Origin of the sequence: Sphingomonas sorbitolis (assembly GCF_036663875.1) — a bacterium.
Classification (GTDB): domain Bacteria; phylum Pseudomonadota; class Alphaproteobacteria; order Sphingomonadales; family Sphingomonadaceae; genus Sphingomonas.
Map to the genome: position 1 here is coordinate 572,834 of NZ_JAXOJS010000004.1, position 15,661 is coordinate 588,494.

Genomic DNA, 15,661 nt, shown 5'->3' on the forward strand with positions numbered 1-15,661 from the left:
TGCGAGCTATTGGTTTAGCGCACCATCTCGGCGAGTCTCGCTGCCACCGGCGCTTCGGCCGGTGTCCCGGCAACCAGTCCGGTTGCATAGCCATAGGTTCGCCCCGATGCACCCGCGAGCCATACCGTCTCGTCCACGATCCGGGCATGATCGGCCGCTGAAAGCTTTGCCCACAAGGCCGCGCCATAGCGTATCCGCCACGGTGCCGCACCGCGCAGGAACGGTGCCGATTCGTAGCTCCGCACGAGCCCCGCCACCGCGGCAGGCGAGTCCGGTCCGTCCGCCAGCAACGCCCGATACGACTGTGCCACGTCCGCTTCGGCCCACCAGATCCGAACGCCCCGCGTCCGCGCCAGATCTACCGCGGCGTCCGCCAGCATCGCAGCGCGACGCGGCGCAGGTTCGTCCAACGCATCATAGGTCCGCCGCATCCCCCGCAGCAGCGCAGTGCGGGGCGCCAGCATCGCGGCGGGTCGATCGTCGATCAGCCAAGGCCATGCGACCTCCGCCTCGGATTGCTGCGCATCGAGTGCGGTTCGCATTGCCGCGACACGGAGTTCGGTGACAAGATTGACCAGCGCCAGACACAGCGCCGCTACCAGAACCGCGATAGCGGCGCGCTGCATCCAGTGACTCGCATACGGCGCATCATAGTCGCAGGGCCGGAGGGGGACCGCCCCTCCGCCCCGCCGCGTACCGATCGCCGCAGACTGTGCCCCGAAAGGGTCAGTCCGCATTGTAATAGTTGGCGTATTTCTTGGAGTAGTACATCCCGCCATACGCCTCGGACGAAATCTCGACCATCGAGAAGACCGCACCCGCGACATCGACGCCGTCATGACTCAGCCACGCCAGCGCGCTGCGAACCGCATTCTCCGGCGTCGCACCCCACTTCACCACGATCACGGTTCGCTCGGCCACATTGGCCGCCGACCGCGCGTCGGCGACACCCAGCAGCGGCGGCGTATCGATCACGATCCGGTCGTAGCGATCCATCTGCGACGCGATCAGATTGGAGAGCGCGTTGCCCGCAAACAGATCCTCGGCGATGAACGAGCTGTTCGCGACCGGAATGAGATCCAGCCCAGGGACGGCATCGGGGATGATCACGTCGCTAAGCGAAGCCTCGCCGCGCAGCAACTCGACCAAGCCACGCTCGGGCTTGATGCCGGCTGCTTCGATCAAGCCCGCCCGACGCAGATCGGCATCGATCAGCAGCACGCGCTCCTTCGACATCGCGCAGATCCGGGCCAGCGCCAGCGCGCTGCTCGTCTTACCTTCGTTGGGAAGCGTGGACACGATCGCCACGCTCTTGGCGGGGCCGATCGAACGCCGGAGCGTGCGAAACGCTTCGGCATAGGCACTCATCGGACGATCGATCAGATACGTTGCCGGCGAATGCTTTGCCGAGCCGCGACCAGACCGCAACTTGGGGATCGTCGCGAGCACCGGGAGGCCAAGCTGTTCCAGATCATCGATCGAGTACAGTCCCTTGGCCAGCACTTCCTGTGCGCCGATCACGACGATGCCCGCACCGATCGCGGCGATGATCGTGAGGATCACCAGCATCGGCCGGTTCGGCGACGTGGGCGCAGACGGCGGCACCGCCGACTCGATGATCTGCGCCTGCGTCAGCGAACTGCGCGCAACCTGGTTCATCGTCTGCGCCTGCTCGGCCAGACGATTATACGCCGCATGCGCCGCGTCGGCCTGACGCTGGTAGGTTTCCGCGAGCGCGGAGGCGCGGGTATCGCTGGACTGCTGGCCGCGAAGCTTGCCCATTTCGCTGCGCAGGCTGCCGGCCCGCGCCGCGGCGGCACTGGCTTCGCTGCGAAGCCCGCCGATGTTGCGATTGGCCTCGTCCTGGATCTGCTTGTCGATCGCGGAAAGCTGCTCCTTGATCTTCACGCTCTCGGGATGCCGCGCTCCGTACCGCGACAGCACCTCGCCCTGACGCTGAACGATCTGCGCCCGCTGCGAACGGAGATCGGCGATGACCTTCGAATCGAGCACGGCCGAAACCGCATCGATGCCGCCGGACGCAATCTGGCTGCCGGCGACTGCCAGGCGAGCCTGCGCTGCAGCGGCTTCGGACTCGGCGGTCGCAAGCTGACCCGCAAGCGGGCTGATCTGCTGATCCGTCACGGTCGACGATCCGCCGCCGACGATACCGGCCTGCGCACGATATTGCGCGAGCCGTGCATCCGCCAACGCAGCCTGCTGATTCAGCGCGGCCAGACGTTGATCGAGATAGCTGGTTTCCCGCGACGCCGCGCCGGTTCGCTGGCCGCGGCTGTACGCGATATACTCGCTGGCAAAGCCGTTGGCGACCTCGGCTGCGAGCAAACGATCTGCCGCGGTGTAACCGATGTTGACGACGTACGTCATCTTGTCACGGTCCGCGGAGATCTTCGACAGCAACCGCGAAGCGATCATGTCGACCCGCTTCTGCTCTTGTTCCGGGGTCGGATTGCGCGGCAATTCCGGCAGGCCCTTGGTCAGGTCGGCCCGATTGGCGAGCCCGAGCTTGCGCACGACGCCGATCGCGACGTCGCGCGACTTGACGACGTTCACTTCGGTATCGAAGATATTCTGGTCGGGGCGCTCACCGTCCATCCGACCCAGCGCGGCGTTTGCCGACGGGTCGATCTTGACGCGCGCCACCGCTTCATACCGCCAGGGCATCATCATGACGAGCGCGATGCCGACGACCAGCACGGTCGCCGCCACCGCGACAAAGGTCCGCCAGCGCCGCTGGAACATCGCCTTTACGGCGCCAGACAGCGACCGAATCACGCCGACACCGCTCGGCGGCATCGCAGGACCATTCAGGTCCCCCGGACGTTCCATTACCATGAGTTTACGTCTCCGTACGTGATTAGCGGTGATTTAGCGGTGGATCGCGACGCCGACGAGCGCCCGGAATTCGGACAATCGCGGACCGTTCACGCCGACAAAATCGCTCTTGCGGTTTGCATAGGTCAGATCAAGGTTGCCCGTCAGCAGTCGGTTCATGAGATAGCGTGCACCGCCGCTCACCTGCCCGATCTTGGCCTTGCCCGGTATGCCGATATACGTATCGACTTCGTACGACACGGCGTAATTCAGCAACAGCGTGCGCAACAGCTCGTGATCGAGACGAAACGCCGTGGTGGTGTTGAAGAAGCCGCCGCTAGCCAGCGTCGCATCCTGAACCGTGCGGTTGACGGCCAGCGTCGCCGTCGTCAGCGGCGTGGGGAAATATTCCAGCCGGGCATCGATCGTCAAGCCCTTGGCGGTCTTGTACGCCGCGCTGTCGAAATTGCGCGTGATATACCCTGCACCGAACGAACCGCGCATCAATGCGGTCAGATCGAAGGTCACGCCGGCCAGTGCACGCACTTCGTGCGAGCTGCGGCTCGGCTGGTCGAACGTCAGCGGCAGGCGATAGCTCGTGTCGGTATAACCAAGCTGGACGAAAACGCCGGCGTCCGGGCTCAAGCCATATTCGAACTGGCCCGCACCGCGCGCAACCTTGCGGTCACGCCCGTCCTGCGACACTTCGACATTGTCGAGCGTGCGAACCGACTTGAAGTTATAGTCGGTATAGTCGCCGGACAGCACGGCACGAATCCGGCCGAACCGCGCGTCGCCCAGCAGCTTGGCCTGCGAGCGCTGATACGGCGTGATCGTCAGGACGTTGACCAGCGAGGCGCCGGAGAACTGCGTCTCGTACCGGCGAGCGGTATCGAGCTGCCCGCTGATCGCGATATCGCCGTTCACATCGTAGCGACCACGGCTGCTCACGCTCCAGCCGTTTTCGTTGCGGGCGGTCTGGTCGGCGTAGCGGACGAAATCGCCCGCGCCCTCGAGCTGCAGACTGTGCAGCGACCAGTTCGACTTCGCGAGCAGGCGCGGCTGAAACCGCACGAACGCGTCGGACTTTTGATTGTCCGCGGTCTGCAGAACGTTGCTGGTATACCCCAGCTGGCTGGTAAATTGCGGCAGGACCGTAAAACTGCCGAGCGGTACGCCGACTGCGTTCACTTCGGGCCTGGGTCGATCGAGAACGCTCTCGTTGCGACCGCGGTTGTAGATCAAGGGGACGACAGCATCGATCGGATCGTTGCTGATGTAGATCTGGGCCTCGGCGACCCCCGTCCAGAGCGAAGAAAGGCCGACACAAGCGGCCGCGTAACGTTTAATCATGATACGCTCCCGCGCTATTCAAAGGCGGGATCCATTTGCCCCCGCGATGGTCAAAAGCGGGCCGGGCCCGTCTGGCTTTAGTTCGGTGCCGAATACGTCGCGCCGGCGTTCCCGCCGGTCACGATCGGCCCCGCAATCAACGTCGGGTCGCCACCGTCGGCGATCGACGCCGTACCGCGCTGTCCACGCCGCACCGAAAGGCGCACGTTCACCAACGCCGCCCGCACCTTATGGGCATAGTCGGGGTTACCCAGCAGATAGTTCAGCGCGGTGAGAGACACCGGAGCCGGTTGCTGTTGCTGGTCGAGCGCGAAGACGAGCGCAGCCTCGATGTCCTGAGACGTGGCGCTGGCCGCCTGTGCACGCATCACGCCGCGCAACGCCGCGATGACCGACTGGACCGCCAATGCGTCCGGCTCGGCTGCACGCACGACCGGACGCACGGCGTTCGCTGCCGTCGGCATCGCCACCGCACTCAATGCGACAACGACCATCGCCCTAGAAAACTGCTTCATCGTATCCCTCTCTTTACCCGCCCCCTAAGCCCGCTCAATTAGAAAAAGCGTTCGCCAATTCGTACCGTGTCCCCGGGGTAAACGCGCAAATCAGCCTGCAGCGGATAGCGACGTTCTTCGGTCTCTCCCGCGCGCTTGATAAACACTTTTCCCTTATTTGCCCGGTAGGTGAAACCCTCTGCGCGCGCGACCGAATTCATTACGGTCAGGCCGTTTGTGTAAGGATATTCGCCAGGCTTGGTCACTTCGCCCATGATGTAGAACGGGCGGTAGGTCAGCACATCGAGGCTGACGCGAGGCTCGCGAAGATACCCGTCGGCCAGCTTGGCGGTGATGTCCTTGACGACTTCGCGCGGCGAACGGCCGCGTGCCTGGACGTCACCGATCAGCGGCAGCGACAACGTTCCCGAATCGCTTACCGAAAACTCACCGGACAGCGTTTCCTCATTGAAAACGATGATGCGGATCTTGTCTGCCACGCCGAGTCGATAATCGTCCTGCGTGCTATCCGACACCGTCGTCGAACCCGGCGATGCCCCTGCCGAGGCCGTTGCCGATGCCGTGACAGGCGGGGCGGCAGAGGTCGCCGTCGCCGTCGCCGTAGCAGGCGTCGACGACTGAACCTTACCCGCCGGTGCCACCGGATCGGCCGGCCGCTGCGCCACGGCGAGCGATCCCGACGCGAACAATACCGCAAATAACATTGAGCGAATTAAATGCATTAGCCACCATTCCTTCGGCTCGTCATATTCCAGGCGCGACAAATCGGCAACTTGCATGCTGCGATTCACCGCTCGATGCAGCATTATGGGACACTTCGTGACAATCGTCTGAATGCACGTAAAAAACATTGGCGCGATGCGGCCATCGAACACGCCAGAAAACTGGCCGTCCAGACAGTCGCGGGGGGCCTGTTAAGGCAATTTTCCCGGAACGCCATGGCCCCATTCTTACTATTCGATCGCCTGTGACGAAGATGCGCCAGAGCCCACCCGATTTTGACTAGGGTTCGCGATCCTCGCTATCGCGCGCGGTCCGTACCCAGCCCTGCTGCGGGCGCCGTACGAGCCGGACATAAAAAGGAATCTTGGCGAAAATTTTCAGCGGCAAGGCGATGAAGTCGCCGAAATCGAGCAGGTCTCGACCATATACCAGCCAGCCGGTCGTCACGGTGATGAGAAACACGGCGAGCTGGATCGCCGCAATGACGAAGCCCGCGGGTGACGCGCCGATCAGCATGCCGGCGAGCGTGACCACGACCAAACCCATCAATGCGACCGCGAACAGGCTGAGCGGCGGAATTGCGATGTCGATACCCATGGCGATCAGGCGGGGCGAACGACGCCGCACCCCCGCGGCGACGAGGCGCCAAGCGAAGCGGCGCGCGACCGATAGATACCCGCGCTCCCACCGGGCACGCTGACCATCTGCCGCGGCACGATCGAGCGGCAACGGACTGGTGATCCGCGCGTCGGGGCAGAACCGTGCCGGTGCGCCAGCGAGCGCCAGGTCGACCGACATCAACAGATCCTCGACGATCTCGCCCGATCCCAGGTGGATGTCGTCGAGTACCGCGCGCGGAACCGCCATGCCGCTGCCGGTGAGAACGCACGGAATGCCGAGCCGCTGCGAACCCAGGAGCCGCGCCCGGTTCTTGATCCGAATCGCAAAGGCACTGAAGCGTGTGCCCGGCCCTGCGCCCGCCGGCGCCTCGAGCAGGTAATCACCCTGCACCGGCCGGCCGCTCACCGCCGCCTCGCGTGCCAGTGCCTCCAGCCCCCCCGGACTGACCAGGCAATCCGCATCGACGACGATCGTGACCGCGGTCGCGCGCGCCAGATCGTGGCGGACGCCCCATTCCAACGCATAGCCCTTGCCGCGGCGTTCGGCGTCGAACCGCTCGGTCACCATGGCCCCCTCGGACCGCGCGATCGCGGCGGTATCGTCGGTGCAATTGTCGGCGACCACCAGCAGTCGGTCGTCGGGGCGCAACTGCGCCCGCAGCGAGCGTATCGTCGCGGCGATGACCGTAGCTTCGTCATGCGCCGGCACCACGACCGTGAAGGCGGGACAGGCCGCCCCTGTTTCCGTTCCCGTCCGCGACTGGAGGCGGTCCGGTCGACGCTTCAGCGAAGCCAACATCTGTGCCGCCAGCAGCATGCTCGCCGGAAGCGGCACCAGCGCGATCACGACCAGCACCGCACTCAAGAGCGTCATGCGCGGCGTTCCGTCTTAAGGGCCGTCTTATGGGCCGTCTTATGGGCGGTCATCAGATCGTAGATCTTGCGCGCCTCGCGTGACGCGTCGTGACGGTCGCGAATCAAGGCCCGGCCGCGCTCGCCCATCGCGGTGCAGGTCTCGACCGGCGTTGCGATGCAATCGGCCATAGCCCGCGTTACCGCATCCACCGACCCTGGCGAAAAGAGCCAGCCGGTTTCACCGTTGACGACGAGATCCGCCATCGCCGCGACGTTGGAGGCCAGGACCGGGCGGCCAAGCGCCAGCGCTTCCATGACCACGATCGGCAACCCTTCGGCGAAGCTCGGCATCACCATCGCGCGCGCGGCAACGATATGCGCGCGCACCTCCGCCTCGTCGGCCCAACCGGTGATCGTGACATCCTGCGCGATCCCGAGACGCGCGATCGCCGCTTCGAGCTGCCCGCGGGCATCGCCGTCGCCGACCAGCGTCACGTGGACCGGCGTCCCGGCGGCCCGCAGCCGCGCCACCGCCTCGACCAGGATCAAATGTCCCTTTTGCTGATCCAGCCGCCCGACGTTCACGAAATGCGGAACCGCCGGTACGGGGGTCGGCACCTGTTCCAGGAAAGCCTGCGACAGACCGCAGTGCACGACATGGATCTTGTCCCAATCGGCGACCTCGGCCCACCGGTAGAGCTGGCTCGCGCAATAATTGGTGATCGCCACGACGAACGCGGACCGCGCGACCTTGAGGTTCAGCTTGAGCGCGACGGGGGCATCGAACTCGCCCTGCCCGTGCACCGTCATGCTGTACGGCACGCCGCTCAAGCACGACGCGATCATCGCGATCTCCGCGGCATTGGTCCCGAAATGCGTGTGAAGATGATCGAGCTTGGCCGCCTGCATGCCGCGCGACAGCATCGCGCCCTCGAGAAAGGTGATGAGATGGAGCAGCGGCCCACGATCGGACCGCTTCATCATCCGGAACGACAGGCGCAACGCCGCGAACCACGCCTTTGGCGTCCGCAGCAGTTCGAGGAACGCCGCGGTCAGGAGCGGGATCGCCCCGCCTCGCAACAGATACCGCGTACGCTGCTGCTCTGCCGCGTCGAGCGGGTCCGCGATCTCGGCATCCCAGCCCCTGATCGCCCAACGCTCGACGGTTGTCCCAAGATTCTCCACTGCGGCGATCTCACGCCGAATGAAGGTATGACTAATCTTAGGATATTGATTAGTAAAATAGCCAACGTTCATGCGCCGCACCTCCAGTTCAGGCCCGCGGCCGCCGCACGCGCTATCAATACCTCAGGTCGCTCGCAAGTGGTGTTGTACAAGCGTGAACATCTCAATGTGCCATCGTGGCAAAGGATGAATATGGTCCAGTCCGGTTCCGATAGTATCGCCAAAACGCCGCCCGGCATCGCGACTGGATTGCCGCCTTTTGCGTGGGGAATCCTCGCGCTGATCGCGTTGCGCCCCTCGCTCGACGTGATCTTTGCCAGCGTCACGATGCAGGTCGGCGCGCTGAATTTGTCGGCGGGCTTCCTGTTCAACCTGCTGCTCGTCGGCCTCGCCGCAGCGATCGCCGTCAATGCCGCCCTGGTCCACCGCACGCCCGATCGCGCGGTCGTGACGACGCTGATCATATGGGCACCAATGCTAGTGGCGGCGGGAATCGCGGCAGCGCGATCGCCGGTCCCGGCGCAGGCGCTGCAGGTTCTCTTCAACTATCTGTCCTATGCGGCGGTGTCGTTGCTGGCGCTGACATGGGCACCGCATATCGGCCGCGAGCGACTGACGATGCTGATCGCGGCGTCGGGCGTCATTCCGATCCTGACCGCCTTGTTCCAGGCCGCCACCGGCGGCGCCGGCACGCGGGTCATGGGCACCTTCCCGCATCCCAACATCCTCGCCTTCTTCCTGCTGATCTACGTCGCCTTCCTGTTTCATGCGCAGGTCAGCGCCTATCTACAAAGTGCCGGCGCGCGTCTGGTCCTGTGGCTGCCGATCGCGCTTGGCCTGCTGGCACTGCTGCTGACCGGCACGCGCGCAGGCTATGCCGGGATGTTCGTCTTCCTGTTTCTCTATGCCGCCCTGCGCCGGCCGATCTACCTGATACCGCTCATCATCCTGCCACCGCTCGCGCTGCTCGTGCCGGGCGTACTCGACCGGATCAGCGACGCGACCAGCGGCCCGCCGGTCTTCACCTATGACTATCTCGTCAGCGTCGCGCGCGGCGATATCGCCGATTCGGGCTATGTCGCGGTCGATTCGGGGACATGGCGTCGCTACCTCTGGGAATCGGCATGGCCGTGGGTCACGAGCCATCCCCTGCTCGGCAGCGGGCTCGCGTCGTTCCCGCATTATTCGAGTCAGTTCTTCGCGCTGCTGCCGAACGGCGAGAGCGAGGTCTTCGCGCACAACACCTATCTCCAGCTCGTGTTCGAGGGCGGCGGCGTCCTGCTGCTCGGCTTCCTGTGGACGTATATCGCGTCCGCCTTGCAGAACGCGGCCAATCTCCCGTTCGGACGCGGCGAGCTGATCTTCGCGCTTCTCCTGGTGCTCGCCTATGCGATCGTTCTCGCGAGCGACAACATCCTCTATTACCTGTCCGCCAACCTTTCGCTGTTCTTCGTCCTGTTCGCGATCCGCGGCGTCGGGGCGGATGATTCACGGCGATGGCAGTCGCAAGCACGTTTAGCTACGAAGCGAAGGCGACTGGCGGCGAACGGATCGCAGAGCGCTTGAAACCCCGCAGCGATAATGCAAAACGCGGCGCCAATGGAGAGGTATCTCGCCGTCGCCGCAACGCCATGGCCTGTACTGGAAGAGCCAGGGCTTACTAGAGTCGGACCGAGGTGAGAGCCGGTCCGCAACCGGGGGAACATCGCTCCATGATCGCCGTGCCGCAAAGACGAACCCCGCCGTTCGTCACCCTTGTGCTGCCCATGCTGATCGCTCGCCCCTCGCTAGATCATCTGTTTGGTCTAGGGCGGATAAAGGTTGGCCCAATCAGTCTCACCCCCGGGTTTCTGTTCAACGCTGCGTTCGTGGCGCTGGCCAGTTTGGTAATGCTTCACGCATTTCTCGTCGACCGGCGCTCGCAGATGGCTTTTCGAACGGCGGCAACTATCTGGGCGCCATTTCTGTTCGCAGCCCTGGTTGCGGCGGCACATACGCCAGCGCCGTCGGAAGCCATGCAGGCACTGTTCAATTATCTGACGTTCGCGGCGGTATCGTTGCTGGCGCTCTATTATGCGCCCTATTTCGGCCGGCAGAACCTGACGTTTGGAGTGGCGCTATCAGGCGTGATCCCCCTTGCCACTGGGCTGATCCAAACCGCGTTGGGCGATACCAACGGACGCCTCGAAGCCAGCTTCACGCATCCCAACATCCTCGCCTTCTACCTGATGATCTACATCTGCTTCCTCTATCATGCGCAGATCAGCGCCTATGTCAGGGGAGGATGGCAGCGAAACGCGATTTGGGTTTTGCTGGTCATCGCAGGGGTTGAGCTGCTCCTCACCGGAACGCGCTCCGCCTTTGGTGCGACGGCACTTTTCCTCGTCGTTTACAGCATGTTCCGGCGTCCGCTGTATTTGATCCCGCTGCTGCTTGTTCCGCCCCTGGCCATGCTTGTGCCGGGCGTCATGGCTCGCGTCATGGATGCCGCGAACGGCGCTCCGGAGATGAGCTACGCTTATCTTGTCAGTGTTGCGCATGGTGACATCGATGGATCTGACTTCGTCGAAGTCGACTCGGGAACCTGGCGGCGGTATCTATGGCAGGCTGCCTGGCCCTGGATCGAGCGGAAGATCGGCTTCGGCTACGGCTTGGCATCGTTCACACCGACGTCGAATCAGTTTTTCGAGCTCGCCAACAAAGCGGGTAGCGGCGCCCACAATGTTTACGTCCAAACGGTATTCGAGGGCGGCCTGCTCCTCCTATTTTCGTTCGTCTATGTCCTGCTCGCGCTCATCATAATTCCATTTTTCAGGATTACCTATCCCGGTGAACGCCTCTTTATAATGCTTATCGTCATTTGCTACGGAGTCGTCTCGGCGAGCGACAACATGCTGGGCTACCTTGTCGTAAACATCATGCTGGTGTTCGTCGTCTGCGCCTTGATGGGGACATTCCAGCACACTTCCCGACGGACCATGGTCGAGCATAGGCGTCCCCAGCTCCTTCTGGGCGACATACGGTAATTGGTGAGTAAGTCCTTGGGTAGTAACGTAATCGACATGATGCAGAACTCGAACTCGACCAGGCCCGCGCACTTGACCGCGAGCGACGGAGGGGCTTCCGTGGTCGCCGATGCCGATTGGGCTGGCAGCACCAGGCAGTCGATCAAGGCGGTGCGTGGACTCATGGTTCTGCTCGTCATTGCGGCGCATTGGGGCCCCTTCTTCATCGATCACGCCGGATCCCTCAAACCGATCCTGGGTATGTTGACCAACCCGGTATTCCGTTTGGGCACCCCCGGTTTCGCATTGATTTTCGGCATGCGAATTGGCTTCAACCTCACGTCGAGAGAGGCCAAAAGTAAGGGGTATATCGCAGCCCAAATGAAACGATCGCTTCGGCTTCTGGGTCAGGGCATCATCGCATATGCGGTCGTGCAATATTTCGCCCTATCTGCGGAAGGGGTTCCTGCCGGAGACTGGCCGCAACGGGCATTTTATACAGTATTGTCATTCTATTTTATTGCAGCTTTCGTGGGCCCCGAAATATTTCCCACGCTGATGCGTAGCAAGAACGCCATTGGCATATCGCTGATTTTCGCAGCAACATGCCTGCTGATATCGACATTGCTTCGTAGCGTCTGGAGCACGCCCACGACGGGGTGGCTTCATCTCGTACAGTCTCTGACACTCGACAAATACGGCTTCTTCGAGATGATGTCGTATGTTCTTGTCGGGTTCGCAACAGGGATATGGCTTGAACGGAGCAAGCTTCTGCATGACTCACTGCGGTCCATGCAGTTCGCCGGCGCAGCATTGTTCATCGCCGGCATTACGATGAGCATATCGACCGGTATGGTCGATCGCTGGTTTACCAACTTGGCCTATGACCCTGCCCATCCGATGCTGGTTACCTATATCGGCATCTTCTTCATGCTGATTCCGATTGCGGCGACCGCGAATGTCACGCTTGGCACAGACACGTTGGCCCGACGATCCTACAAGATGCTTTGCGTCTTCGGCACCTTGTCGCTGAGTGCTTACGTCGGTCACACCTTGGTCATCCCACTCGGCAACATCATTGCGCAAACCGGGATCTCGCATCTCGCCGCAGTTTCGATAATGGCAGCAGGCTTTGTCGTAATGTTCTCGGTTCGAACCTACCGACGATACCAGGCAATTTTCGTCCGAGCCGAGGCTACGCAACCGGAATGACGAACCCTGGGCCGTTCGCGTTGCTCCGCGAAGATCGACGCAATCACCGCGAGGGCTGGCTGTCCCAGGGCTTCTGGGCGCTGGCGGTCTATCGGCTGTCGGCGCCCCGTCTGGCGCGCCGGCGCGGGATCGTTCGCACGATATGGGGGATATGGACCAAGCTTGCGGGCAAGTGGGTCGAGGTGCGGTGCGGTATCTCCCTGCCGGAAACCGCACGGATCGGGCGGCGTTTGCGGATCGAGCATTTCGGCGGAATCGTCGTGCATGGCTCCAGCGTGATCGGCGACGACTGCCTGCTCCGTCAGAACGTCACGCTCGGCAACCGTAGCGAACGGCGGCCGCTCGATGCACCGACGCTGGGAAACCGCGTGCAGGTCGGCGCCGGTGCCGTCATCCTCGGCGCCGTCACGATCGGCGATGACGCCGTGATCGGTGCCAATGCCGTGGTGCTTGGCGATGTCCCGCCCGGCGCACGCGCGGTCGGCAACCCGGCAACCATCCGCATGCCCACGCCCCGCCCCTAGCCTAAGCTGCTACGGCTACGGCCGCGGCTACAGCTACGGCTACGGCTGCGGCTGCGGCTGCGGCTGCGGCTGCGCACGCAGCACCGCTGACCACACAGTCCATGCTCACCTCGCAGCCGTCGCGCAGTACCGCTACGCGGCCGATCAGCGCGGCGTCGCCATCTCCAGGCCCGGTTTGCCGGCGGCGCGCGACCGGATGCCCAAGAACAGCAGTGCGGTGATGCGGTTTCGGATCAGCACCTCGCCCATGATGATCGGTCCGATGAGCCCGGCACCAAGACCGCCGGCAAAATAGAACAATACCGGCATGCCGGGCGCAATCTTTTGTAGCGCGATCCGCGTCCCCGCCGCAAACAGGACGTGGAACAGGAATATCGGATAGGATTTGCCGCCAATCCACGCCAACCACGACACCCGCGCCCGGATCGACACCGCCAACAGGCAGATCGCCAGCCCGGCGGTATAGCCGAGCATCGACCCCATGAGACTGTGGCCGGCGGTATCGGCGTTGATGCCAACCAGCATCAGGCCCAACACGCCGATCGCCAGCAATACCCGGCCCGGTAGCGTATCCAGCCCCCGCATCCCCTGCAGCAGGTCACGCCGACGCATGAAGAGTCCCAGCAGGAAATAGGGCGCGAGATACACGGCCTTCCCGGCCGAAAAGACGTCGGGCCGCCACCCGGATACCAGCGGATAGAAATATCCGATCGGCACCAGCGCCAGCGCATAGGGGGCAAGGTCGCGGCCTGGCAGGAGCCGGCTGACGGTCAGGATCGCGACCATCAGGACGAACGTCGCCTGCAGATACCAGAACTGTTCGTACGAGAAGAAGAAGATCTGCCACAATGGCAGCGTCGCATTGTGGAGCACGAGCGACTGGATGCACCAGGACAGCGCGCTTACCGATGCCATCGGTACGAGCAATCGTCTGGCCTTCGCCATGACCTTGCCCCGCCAGGCACCCGCATTCGGTACGAACGATGCGAAGACCGTCCCCGAGATAAAGGCGAACAGCGGCATCCGTACGTCGTGGAGCGCATGATTGACGATCGACAGCCAATGGTCCGCGGGCAGCCGTAGCCCTCGGATCGGGCTGTCGCCGACGACGTGAAACGCCACCAGCAACAGGCAGGCGAATCCCCGCAACGTCTCGAGATATTCGATCCGCGACGTACCGCGCCGCTCCGTCCCTACGGTCTTCGAACCTGTCATACCGCTCGTCGACGACGGAGCGTCTTGGCGGCGTATGCGCGGATGGTTGCGAGCTCATCGCTGTCGGGTCGGTGGGACAGGCTGAACCGGGCGAACCTGGCGAGCATGGCGGGCAGGCTGCGGGTCCCCAAAACGCTGCGGAAGGCCAATTCTCGACGGACGCCGGGCGTGTCGCCGAACGCCGCCAGAATTGCCTGGCGCAAGGGGGGCCATTGCTCGGCCAGGTCCGCACCGGACGCGGGCTCTAGTCGCGCGCCATGGTTGCAGAACGGAGTCGGATCGCAATACGCCACGCCCCGCGTTGCCGCGACCAGCGCCATCAGGTGACGCGAGATGTCCAGCGACAGCTCCATCTGGCGTTGAAAGCCGACCGAACTCGTATTGCCGCCATGCCAGCGGTACAGCACGAGCTGCTCCGCCACGGTGGCGCACAGCCCCTCGATCGCGAGTTGGCCGAACATCAGATAATCCTCGACTAGCGTCGCCACCGTCATCGGCGCAGGGCCTCCGGATGGCGTGAGGAAGGTCTTGCCGTAGCGCGCGCCGGCCTTGTCGAGCGCGAGACGTCGCAGCATCACGGTGGGCTGTGCGATCGGGTTGCTGAAAAGCGCAGCCACCGCAAGCCGATCCGGATCGCTTGGCAGCTTGCGCGTGCCCAGCGGTTTAAGCTGGGTATCGACGGTGACGTAATTGCTGCCGACGAGAACGAGATGGGGCAGGCGCTCCATCTCGGCCAGCAGCACCGCGATCCGCTCGGGCACCGACAAATCGTCGGCATCGTGGAGCAGGACGAACGGTGCGTCGCTCTGATCGAAGCCTGCATTGCGGACATCCGACAGCGTCATGGCAGGACCACAATCTTGACGCTGTACGCGACGATCCTCCCCCCCCAGCCGATCAATGATCTCCCCGGTCGCATCGGTCGACGCATGATTCAGGACGATCAACCGCCAGTCGCGCTCGGTCTGCACCATCATCGATCGGATGGCGTCCTCGACAAATGCTTCCCCGTTTCGCACGGGCATAATGACATCAACGCGCGCCATGTGTTGCTCCAGTAGGTTCGGGACGGCGCCCGTTGGTCGGGCACTTATTGGTGTAAAGAGCCGTTGTAAATGCGGGTGTTATGCGACGGTTATGCAAAGCGGCGTCGGATGATTAGCTAGAATCTCGAAAGAGAATATGGCGCGGGACCTGAAATTCCCGCAGGATTTATTGAATTTGATCTCGCTCGGCTTCGCGGACGGACGAGGTGGGGCAATCGTCGGTGGCTCGGTTTGCCCTGACCTGCGATGTTCGAAGACTGCCTGCATATATCGATACAGAAACGCCAACGGCCCCGGAGCTTGCGCTACAGGGTTGGGAGTGTCGTAGAATTTGGTTGCGGGGACAGGATTTGAACCTGTGACCTTCAGGTTATGAGCCTGACGAGCTACCGGGCTGCTCCACCCCGCGACGTTCGCTTTCGCGAAGGGGGTATGAGACATGGTGAATGGGTTTTAAGCGTTCCGTTTGCGTATTGCCGCACGGGCTTCAATGCCTGGCGACGACCTACTCTTCCATCGCTTGAGCGATAGTACCATTGGCGCAGTCGGGTTTCACGGCCGAGTTCGGAATGG

Annotated in this window: 13 protein-coding genes, 1 tRNA gene and 1 rRNA gene; 4 read left to right on the top strand and 11 right to left on the bottom strand. The window is 63.1% G+C overall.

The genetic code is table 11. The features are described from left to right. Positions 1-14 precede the first annotated feature (14 nt). The 7 genes from U1763_RS14755 to U1763_RS14785 form a co-directional block, all read right to left on the bottom strand. A complete protein-coding gene (locus U1763_RS14755) occupies positions 15-626 on the bottom strand; it encodes a hypothetical protein (RefSeq protein WP_332755784.1) in 612 nt (203 codons plus the stop codon). Between the two features lie 100 nt (positions 627-726). Further along, positions 727-2,850, bottom strand: a complete 2,124-nt coding sequence (locus tag U1763_RS14760) for a GumC family protein (RefSeq protein WP_332755785.1) — start codon at positions 2,848-2,850, stop codon at positions 727-729. Between the two features lie 39 nt (positions 2,851-2,889). Then, positions 2,890-4,188, bottom strand: a complete 1,299-nt coding sequence (locus tag U1763_RS14765) for an outer membrane beta-barrel protein (protein ID WP_332755786.1) — start codon at positions 4,186-4,188, stop codon at positions 2,890-2,892. 77 nt (positions 4,189-4,265) lie between these two features. Next, positions 4,266-4,703, bottom strand: coding sequence for a hypothetical protein (locus U1763_RS14770; RefSeq protein WP_332755787.1), 438 nt, complete (start codon positions 4,701-4,703; stop codon positions 4,266-4,268). A gap of 38 nt (positions 4,704-4,741) precedes the next feature. Next, a complete protein-coding gene (locus tag U1763_RS14775) occupies positions 4,742-5,578 on the bottom strand; it encodes a polysaccharide biosynthesis/export family protein (RefSeq protein WP_332755788.1) in 837 nt (278 codons plus the stop codon). Positions 5,579-5,705: 127 nt separating this feature from the next. Then, positions 5,706-6,920, bottom strand: coding sequence for a glycosyltransferase family 2 protein (locus U1763_RS14780; protein ID WP_332755789.1), 1,215 nt, complete (start codon positions 6,918-6,920; stop codon positions 5,706-5,708). Beyond that, complete coding sequence (locus U1763_RS14785) at positions 6,917-8,158, bottom strand: glycosyltransferase family 4 protein (RefSeq protein ID WP_332755790.1); 1,242 nt, start codon at positions 8,156-8,158, stop codon at positions 6,917-6,919. Before U1763_RS14785 ends, U1763_RS14780 begins: the two co-directional genes overlap by 4 nt. A gap of 120 nt (positions 8,159-8,278) precedes the next feature. On the opposite strand from U1763_RS14785, the gene U1763_RS14790 reads away from it, so the two are divergent. The 4 genes from U1763_RS14790 (at position 8,279) to U1763_RS14805 (ending at position 12,827) form a co-directional block, all read left to right on the top strand. Continuing rightward, entirely contained in the window at positions 8,279-9,652 is a 1,374-nt protein-coding gene (locus U1763_RS14790) for an O-antigen ligase family protein (RefSeq protein ID WP_332755791.1), read from the top strand. A gap of 146 nt (positions 9,653-9,798) precedes the next feature. Continuing rightward, on the top strand, positions 9,799-11,112 hold the full coding sequence (locus U1763_RS14795; RefSeq protein ID WP_277983829.1) for an O-antigen ligase family protein: 1,314 nt from the start codon (positions 9,799-9,801) through the stop codon (positions 11,110-11,112). A 99-nt stretch (positions 11,113-11,211) separates the two neighbouring features. Beyond that, positions 11,212-12,303: an acyltransferase family protein gene (locus U1763_RS14800; RefSeq protein ID WP_277983830.1), complete on the top strand. Its 1,092-nt coding sequence runs from the start codon at positions 11,212-11,214 to the stop codon at positions 12,301-12,303. Next, positions 12,300-12,827: a serine O-acetyltransferase gene (locus tag U1763_RS14805; protein ID WP_332755792.1), complete on the top strand. Its 528-nt coding sequence runs from the start codon at positions 12,300-12,302 to the stop codon at positions 12,825-12,827. Before U1763_RS14800 ends, U1763_RS14805 begins: the two co-directional genes overlap by 4 nt. Before the next feature lie 144 nt (positions 12,828-12,971). Here U1763_RS14805 and U1763_RS14810 read toward each other — a convergent pair whose 3' ends face one another. The 4 genes from U1763_RS14810 to rrf form a co-directional block, all read right to left on the bottom strand. Further along, positions 12,972-14,042, bottom strand: a complete 1,071-nt coding sequence (locus U1763_RS14810; protein WP_332755793.1) for an acyltransferase family protein — start codon at positions 14,040-14,042, stop codon at positions 12,972-12,974. Next, positions 14,039-15,088: a glycosyltransferase family 2 protein gene (locus U1763_RS14815; RefSeq protein ID WP_332755794.1), complete on the bottom strand. Its 1,050-nt coding sequence runs from the start codon at positions 15,086-15,088 to the stop codon at positions 14,039-14,041. Before U1763_RS14815 ends, U1763_RS14810 begins: the two co-directional genes overlap by 4 nt. Positions 15,089-15,420: 332 nt before the next feature. Beyond that, positions 15,421-15,497, bottom strand: a tRNA-Met gene (locus U1763_RS14820). 83 nt (positions 15,498-15,580) lie between these two features. Beyond that, a 5S ribosomal RNA gene (gene rrf / locus U1763_RS21110) occupies positions 15,581-15,661 on the bottom strand; the annotation flags it as partial.

What these genes read in the sequence shown, in the direction of transcription:
- U1763_RS14755 (WP_332755784.1), bottom strand. Translation starts at nt 626, where the DNA reads ATGCAGCGCGCCGCTATCGCGGTTCTGGTAGCGGCGCTGTGTCTGGCG.
- U1763_RS14760 (WP_332755785.1), bottom strand. Translation starts at nt 2,850, where the DNA reads ATGGAACGTCCGGGGGACCTGAATGGTCCTGCGATGCCGCCGAGCGGT.
- U1763_RS14765 (WP_332755786.1), bottom strand. Translation starts at nt 4,188, where the DNA reads ATGATTAAACGTTACGCGGCCGCTTGTGTCGGCCTTTCTTCGCTCTGG.
- U1763_RS14770 (WP_332755787.1), bottom strand. Translation starts at nt 4,703, where the DNA reads ATGAAGCAGTTTTCTAGGGCGATGGTCGTTGTCGCATTGAGTGCGGTG.
- U1763_RS14780 (WP_332755789.1), bottom strand. Translation starts at nt 6,920, where the DNA reads ATGACGCTCTTGAGTGCGGTGCTGGTCGTGATCGCGCTGGTGCCGCTT.
- U1763_RS14785 (WP_332755790.1), bottom strand. Translation starts at nt 8,158, where the DNA reads ATGAACGTTGGCTATTTTACTAATCAATATCCTAAGATTAGTCATACC.
- U1763_RS14790 (WP_332755791.1), top strand. Translation starts at nt 8,279, where the DNA reads ATGGTCCAGTCCGGTTCCGATAGTATCGCCAAAACGCCGCCCGGCATC.
- U1763_RS14795 (WP_277983829.1), top strand. Translation starts at nt 9,799, where the DNA reads ATGATCGCCGTGCCGCAAAGACGAACCCCGCCGTTCGTCACCCTTGTG.
- U1763_RS14805 (WP_332755792.1), top strand. Translation starts at nt 12,300, where the DNA reads ATGACGAACCCTGGGCCGTTCGCGTTGCTCCGCGAAGATCGACGCAAT.
- U1763_RS14810 (WP_332755793.1), bottom strand. Translation starts at nt 14,042, where the DNA reads ATGACAGGTTCGAAGACCGTAGGGACGGAGCGGCGCGGTACGTCGCGG.
- U1763_RS14815 (WP_332755794.1), bottom strand. Translation starts at nt 15,088, where the DNA reads ATGGCGCGCGTTGATGTCATTATGCCCGTGCGAAACGGGGAAGCATTT.